Here is a 6,617-nt window from a genome sequence, read left to right as displayed (position 1 = left end):
GGTCGGCGATCGTGGTCCCGGACCGAGGCCCGGGACCACGACAACCGGGTGCTAACTCTTCGGCGGGTAGCCGTCGTTGTCCTTGATATCCTGATCAATGCTCTTCGCGGCCTGGTCCAGGGCGGTCTGGACGTTCCCACCGCTGCGCACAGCCGCGATCACCTTGTTGAAGGCGAGCGAGATGGTCGGATAGGCCGGCGTGGCCGGTCGAGGCAGCGCGGCACCGGAATCAAGCTGGTCGACGTAGAGCCGTTCCGGACCACCAGCAGCGAACTGCGGGATGGTGTTCAGGACCGGCTTGGACGCGGGGATCGCACCGTTGGCCGCGACCTGCTTCTGGTAGGTCTCCTCGAACAGGGAGCTGATGAACGCCCACGCGGCGTCGGCGTCCTCCGCGTGCTTGGTGATCCCCCACTGCCAGCTGCCCTCACCGGTCCGCACGCCGGTGCCGAAGTTCGGCAGGGGGACGATCGCCAGGTCGTCACCCCACTTCTTGGAATAGCCGGCGTACTTCCAGTGACCGACCCAGGAAACCGCCGCGCGGCCTGCGGTAAACGCCGCGTCGTCCGTGTTGGCGTCGACGTACTCGTTCTTGAACCAGCTCTGCATGACGGTCAACGCAGCCACGGACGCCGAACTGTTGATGACCCCTTCAGCTTTGTCAAAATTCGCCCGGCTGATCACATCCGCACCGGCCGACTCAATGATCGGAGCGAAGCCGTACGCGTACCATTCGCCCTGATCCTGGTTGATCTGAAGGTCGAGTGGCTTGGCGAAGCCAGCCGCCCGCAGCTTCGCCAACGCATCGGTGAACTCCGCCGCCGTCCACGCGTCCGCCGTGGACGTCGGAATACGAACCCCGGCCTTTACGAACGCCGATTTCCGTACATACAGGCCCAGCCCGGACTCGGCGGTACCCACCCCATACAGCTTCGTGTTGTAAATACCCTGTTTGATGATGGTGGGCAACAAATCGGCCCGCAGCTGCTGCGACACACACGTGTCGAGCGGTTGCAGGTTGCCGTTCCAGGCATAGTTGTAGAGGTTCGGACCGTCGAAGTCGAGGATGTCCGGTAACGAGCCCGAGGCGGCGGCGGCCTTCACCTGCTCGTTGTAGTTCCCCTCCGGGATGAACGTCGGCTTGACGACGACGTCGGACTGCTTGGCGTTGAATGCGTTCACCGCCTGCTCGAACGCCGTGCGCTCATCGCCCTGACCGGTGTGGAACCAGGCGGACAGGGTCCGCTTGCCGTCGATCTTCCCGTTGCATGTGCTCGCCGTACCCGCGGCTTGGGACGTACCCGAACTGCCTCCGCAGGCCACCAGCGCAAGGCTGGCGGCAGCGAGGACCGCACTGACGGTCGTTCTCTTTCGCATTACGCGAACTCCTTGTCTCGATTCGATACAGGCCGGCCTGGGCCAAGGGCGGCCAAACGGCTCCGGCACGAGAGATCTGGGGCCGGAGCCTCTACATCACCGGAGCATCCGGTGATGCTGGGCGCGTGGGGTCTGACACGGTGGGTGAAACGTCATTGCCCTGCCCGCGGGGAGGGCAGGTGGTGCCGCGGACATGGATGCTGGTCGGTACCACAATCGATATCGGCACAGCCGGATTCACCCGAGTATCGGCAGAGGCGGATTCCCCAGCCGCATCGTCGTCTGCCGAACCGCCCATTTCCCCACCACCGCCACCACCGCCACCACCGCCGTCACCGTCGTCGCCAGACGCACCGGTGGATGCCGGAGTCTCCTGGCGCAGGAGGCTGAGCAACAGCTGCGCGGCGATCTCGCCCTGGCGGACCACGGGCTGAACAATCGTCGTGAGGTCGAACAACTCCGCCATCTCGTGCCCGTCGAAACCGACCACAGACAGGTCGTCCGGGACACGCAGCCCGGCACGACGCAGCGTCCGTAACGCCCCCATCGCCATCTCGTCGCTCTCAGCGAACACCGCCGTGGGCGGCGCCTGCGCGGACAGCAGCTCCGCCATAGCCTGCTCGCCCCCACGCACGGTGAAGTGCCCGGCCGCCTCCAACCTCGAGTCCAACGGGATCCCCGCCGACCTGAGGGCGTGGCGGTAGCCGCGCCGACGGTCCGTGGGAGCGGTGAAACGCATCGGCTCACGGTCATCTGAGCCCTCACCCGTCGCCCCGCCGGAGATCAGCCCGATCCGCCGATGACCAAGATTGATCAGATGTCGTACCGCCACGGTCGCACCGGCAACGTCATCGATCCGCACGCCGGCGAAGCCGGGCACAGCCGCGCCGACGACAACAACAGGGACGTTAAGCGCTTGCAGCACCTCGATCTCCATCGGGGTCAGCGGTAAACACAGCACGAGCACCGCATCGACCCGCTTGCGCAGCGGCACCGCGTCGAAGAACCGTGCCCTGCCCGCGTCATCCCCGAGGTTGTAGAGCAGCAGGTCCAGGCCACCCGCCCGCAACACCGCCTCGGCACCGCTGATGATCTGGGCGAAAAACCACCGGGTCACGTACGGCACCACCACTCCGACGGTGCCCGTGCGGCCGCTGGCCAGCCGGGATGCCTGCGGTGAGGCCACATACAGCAACTGGGCGGCAGCCGCCACGACCCGGATCCGCGTGCTCTCGGCGACGTTGGGCAGCCCGCGCAGAGCCCGCGAGACCGTCGCCGTGGACACGCCCGCCAGCGCGGCCACCTCCTCAATGCTGCCACTCATCCCGGAGTCCTCCTGAAGTCCACCGACACGCCCGCCGGAACCCGATCGCCCGACCTACTCCCGCGTGACCCAGATCACGATGGTCGGGAACGGTACGCCGACTCCACTCGTTCTGCAAGCGCTTGCAGAGCGCCGATATGAGGGGTATCACAGAAAAGGTCCACCGCGGGCACCCCCACCCGCCAGCCGCCCGCACCTACTGTCATCATCTGTGTACCGTGGAGGGCACGTGCGCTACGCACCACCAGGTCTCGTCCTCAACGACTTCGCCGTGCTCGCCACCGACGACGGGTGGCACCTCCTACACCTCCAGGGGCCACCCGTGGTGCCCTTCGACGCGTCTGTGCACGAGACCAGCTTCGGCCACGCCCACTCCACCGACCTGCTGCACTGGGAACCACTCGGCCCGACCTTCGGCATCGCCCGGCCCGGGCACTTCGATGACGGCGCGATCTGGACGATGAGCATCGTCGACCACCCCGACGGCGGGCTCGCCATGCTCTACACAGGCGTATCCGCCCACCCCCACCCGGCCACCCAGGCCGTCGGACTCGCCCGCTCAACCCGGCACGACGGCACCGGCTGGCACCGGGTCAGCAGCAACCCCGTCTGCGTCGCCGACCCACACTGGTACCGCACCGACGATTACCAGGCTTGGCGAGACCCGTTCGTTGTCCGCGACCCAGACCACGACCAGTGGGTGATGTTCATCGCCGCGCGCGAAACCGGCCTCGCGCCGTCGGTCGGCGGTTGCATCGCGGCGGCCGTCTCATCCGACCTGCTGCACTGGACCGTGCTGCCACCGGTCGTGCCAGGCGGGACGCACTCGGAACTGGAGTGCCCGGTTGTCGAACGGCTCGACAACCGCTGGATGATGCTGGTCTGCATCTCCACCGACCACTCGGTGGACGTATACGAATCAGACACCCTGCTCGGACCATGGGTCCGGCGCGGCCGGCTGGCCCCACCCGGCGTCTACGCGCCCCGCGTCGTCCAGGCGGATGGCGAAAAGCTCGTCCTGCACACCGTGCAGCGACGGGTCGGCCTAAACGATCACGGCGACCTGGTCCGCGGCATGCTCGCCCAACCGAAACGCCTCCGCCTCGACACCGACGGTGTGCCCGTCCTGGCCTGGTGGCCGCCCGCCGCCCGGGAGGTCAAACCGGCAGACACCGGACTCACAAAGGACGCAATCATCGAGGTTGACATTCCCGCCGAGGCGAGAAGCGTCACCGTGACGATCTGCCCGGACAGCGACTGCGCGGATGTCATGATGCTGGAAGTGCATGCGCGCGCCGGGCGGATGCGGATCGGTTACGCCGGAGGGCCTGTCTTGCAGGAGGAGTCACTCGGCGCACCGCTGGTTGCGGACGACCTTCCAGACCGCTGCGTCGGGTTTTACGATCCTTCACAGGACTGGTCTCCAGAGGCCGCCGGTACGGGCGAATCCATACCAGCAGTAGTCGGCAACTCGGATGCATGGCTGGCCGGGGTTGGCCGCGTGCAATTACAACAGTCCGCCGGCCAGCCGGGCGAACCGACGCAGGCAGCCCCGCCACCTGGAATTCGGAGGGTACCGCAGCATCTGCGGATACTGGCCGTCGGCGAGTTCCTCGAAGTCTATGCCGACGATCGTCTCGTCCTCAGCACCATCGCGTACGCCCGGGGCACAGGCAGGGTGCAGGCCAGCGCCGATGGCATGGTCCTTCCGGTCTACGTCTGGCAGCTACCCAAAGCACGCCACCACCGCGACGATGTCTCCACACTCTGAAGGTCTCGCGCATGCCCGAAAACCGACTCGGCAACTGACCGAGCGTTACATCAGCGCGATCCACCAGCTCGGCACTGCCTCGCTGGACATACGACTGGGCGAGATTTACGCGTTGGAACGCTTCGCGAAGGACTCCCCCGACGAGCAACCCATTGTCGTCGGGGTTCTGTCCGCGGTCGTGCGCGCATACATCCCCGGCCGGTCCGGCACTGGACACGGCCGACAGAATCAACCCCGGTCCGCGCGGGCAGCCGACGGTCGGAATGGACAGCTCTCCGGGCACATGGGCCCGGATGCTGACATCCAGGCCGCACTTACCGTTCTCGGCCGACTCCCGTCCCTGCCAGGGGTCTGCCGCGCCGAGCTCACTGACGCCCACCTGAGCCACGCCCAACTGGAACGAGCGGATCTTGCTGGTGCACAACTGGAACGGGTAGACCTTTCCGGAGCCCAACTGGAATGGGCAGACCTTTCCGGAGCCCAACTGGAGCGGGCGGACCTGTCTGGCACACGCTTGAAAAACACGACCCTCACCGGCGCCCGGCTCGGCGGGGCTGATCTCACCCGAGCCACCGGTTTGCGGCAGGAACAGCTTGAAGCGGCGGTCGGGGACGGCACGACAGTCGTGCCGGTAGATTTCGTGCTACCAGCGTCCTGGCTGAACTAAAATGGCGACCCGACGGGCGCGGGAAAAGGTCGGCTTGGAGGTGGCGGCGACCCGCTCGGACCATTTCGGCACGGTCCGGCCCTGTCTACGGAAACAAGATCGATTCACTGTCGGTCGCAGACCGGTCTTTCAGTCACCGGCAGCCGGTCGGAACAGGCCCACCGTGGTGAACAGGGCACTGGGCCGACCGCCGCTGTCGAGGACCTGGCCACGGCCGTGGACCCGGGCGCCCCCTGCATAGGGGACCTCCGTGCGCACCACATGCCAGTCGCGCACATCGAGGTCCTCGAAGAAGGTGACGGTCAGTGCCACGATCAACGCGGTGTGCGGCCTACCTACGCTATCCGGTCCGCCTACCGTGCCGTGGTCAGCCATGAGCAGCGGCAGCGTCGTGGGCTCGCACGTATACGCGACCAGTGCCCGCCACAGGGTGGGATCGTCCGGGACGTCCTTCCTCCGCATCCACAGGTCGTGGGCCTGCCACGTCCCCCCGGCGGCGAGCCGGGTGTCCCAGGGGAGAAGGGGCATCGCGACCGGGGTCGCATCCTGCGGATCCGGCCCCGGGACGGCCGTCACAGCGGTCCGCGCCGGGTCGGGCTCGTCCACGGTGAGCAGTACCTGAGTCTTGCAGATCAGCTCCGGCCCCTGCCGGAACGTCAGGGACACCGAGGCGAACGAGCGTCCCTGCGCAAGCTGCTCGACGTGGGCCTCTAGCGGCTCCTGCCACGTCCCGGAGCGCAGGAACAGCGTCTGCAGGGACTGCACCCGCTTCCCCGGGTGCAGTCGCTCGGCCAGGACGACCTGTTGGCCGACCAGCTGGGCGCCGAGAATCCCCCCGTGCGAGCTGGGAAGGTTCGCCAGCACCGCGGCTGAGCCGCCGGGCCGGGCTGCGGTCGCCGGCTGGACGTCCAACACACCGAGCACCTCATCGAGCGCCACTGGCCACCTGACCTGCGACGCTCCGTACGGTTTCAGCTCGATCGGCTCCCGCTCGATCGGCTCCGCCACAGGCAGCTTCAAAGGTCCCTCCCGTCGCTCGGATGCACACCCGAGCGCACCCCGCATGCTCCGTTCTACCGAGGTGAGCGCCCCGGACGGGACCTGATGTGACGAGATGACGAGATGACGAGATGACGAGGTCAGGATTTGGTGAGGACGAGCAGTACCTCCATGATCCCATTGTCTTCGGTGGTGACTCCAGGGAAGCTCGGGTTGCTGACGTTGTAGTCGGCGAACACGATCGGGATCTGCCCGCCGATCTTGATCTGTGCACCGGACCGCTGCGTCTCCAGGGAAATCGAGACGCTCTTGGTGACGCCATGCAAGGTGAGGTCGCCGGTTGCCTGGTAGGTCTTGGTGACGCCGGTCGCGGGCACCGATCCGAGATCGATCGGCTTGGTCAGGGTGAAGGTGGCCGTCGGGTACCTGGACGTCTCCATGATCCGTCCACGGAACTGGCCGTCGCGCTGGGACTGATC

The 6,617-nt window shown here is 66.8% G+C and carries 6 protein-coding genes; 2 read left to right on the top strand and 4 right to left on the bottom strand.

Going from position 1 to position 6,617, the window contains the following annotated elements; genetic code table 11:
• Window positions 1–51 precede the first annotated feature (51 nt).
• The gene (locus U9980_RS12175) at window positions 52–1,377 is read right to left on the bottom strand and encodes a sugar ABC transporter substrate-binding protein (protein ID WP_322768008.1); all 1,326 of its coding nucleotides are present in this window, start codon (window positions 1,375–1,377) and stop codon (window positions 52–54) included.
• A 91-nt stretch (window positions 1,378–1,468) separates the two neighbouring features.
• Complete coding sequence (locus U9980_RS12170) at window positions 1,469–2,701, bottom strand: LacI family DNA-binding transcriptional regulator (protein ID WP_322768007.1); 1,233 nt, start codon at window positions 2,699–2,701, stop codon at window positions 1,469–1,471.
• A gap of 229 nt (window positions 2,702–2,930) precedes the next feature.
• Here U9980_RS12170 and U9980_RS12165 point away from each other — a divergent pair, with 229 nt between their 5' ends.
• Both U9980_RS12165 and U9980_RS12160 read left to right on the top strand, forming a co-directional pair.
• On the top strand, window positions 2,931–4,472 hold the full coding sequence (locus tag U9980_RS12165) for a hypothetical protein (RefSeq protein ID WP_322768006.1): 1,542 nt from the start codon (window positions 2,931–2,933) through the stop codon (window positions 4,470–4,472).
• The gene (locus U9980_RS12160; RefSeq protein ID WP_322768005.1) at window positions 4,456–5,139 is read left to right on the top strand and encodes a pentapeptide repeat-containing protein; all 684 of its coding nucleotides are present in this window, start codon (window positions 4,456–4,458) and stop codon (window positions 5,137–5,139) included. The genes U9980_RS12165 and U9980_RS12160 overlap by 17 nt, the downstream gene beginning before the upstream one ends.
• A 129-nt stretch (window positions 5,140–5,268) precedes the next feature.
• On the opposite strand, the gene U9980_RS12155 is transcribed toward U9980_RS12160, so the two are convergent.
• Window positions 5,269–6,159 carry an acyl-CoA thioesterase gene (locus tag U9980_RS12155; RefSeq protein WP_322768004.1) on the bottom strand — a complete coding sequence of 297 codons (891 nt, stop codon included), beginning with the start codon at window positions 6,157–6,159 and terminating at the stop codon, window positions 5,269–5,271.
• A gap of 119 nt (window positions 6,160–6,278) precedes the next feature.
• The coding region (locus U9980_RS12150) for a YceI family protein (RefSeq protein WP_322768003.1) at window positions 6,279–6,617 on the bottom strand (339 nt) is incomplete at its 5' end.

The sequence above is a fragment of the Protofrankia sp. Cr1 genome (assembly GCF_963555865.1).
Taxonomy (GTDB): Bacteria; Actinomycetota; Actinomycetes; order Frankiales; family Frankiaceae; genus Protofrankia.
This window is presented reverse-complemented; position numbering and strand designations above follow the sequence as displayed.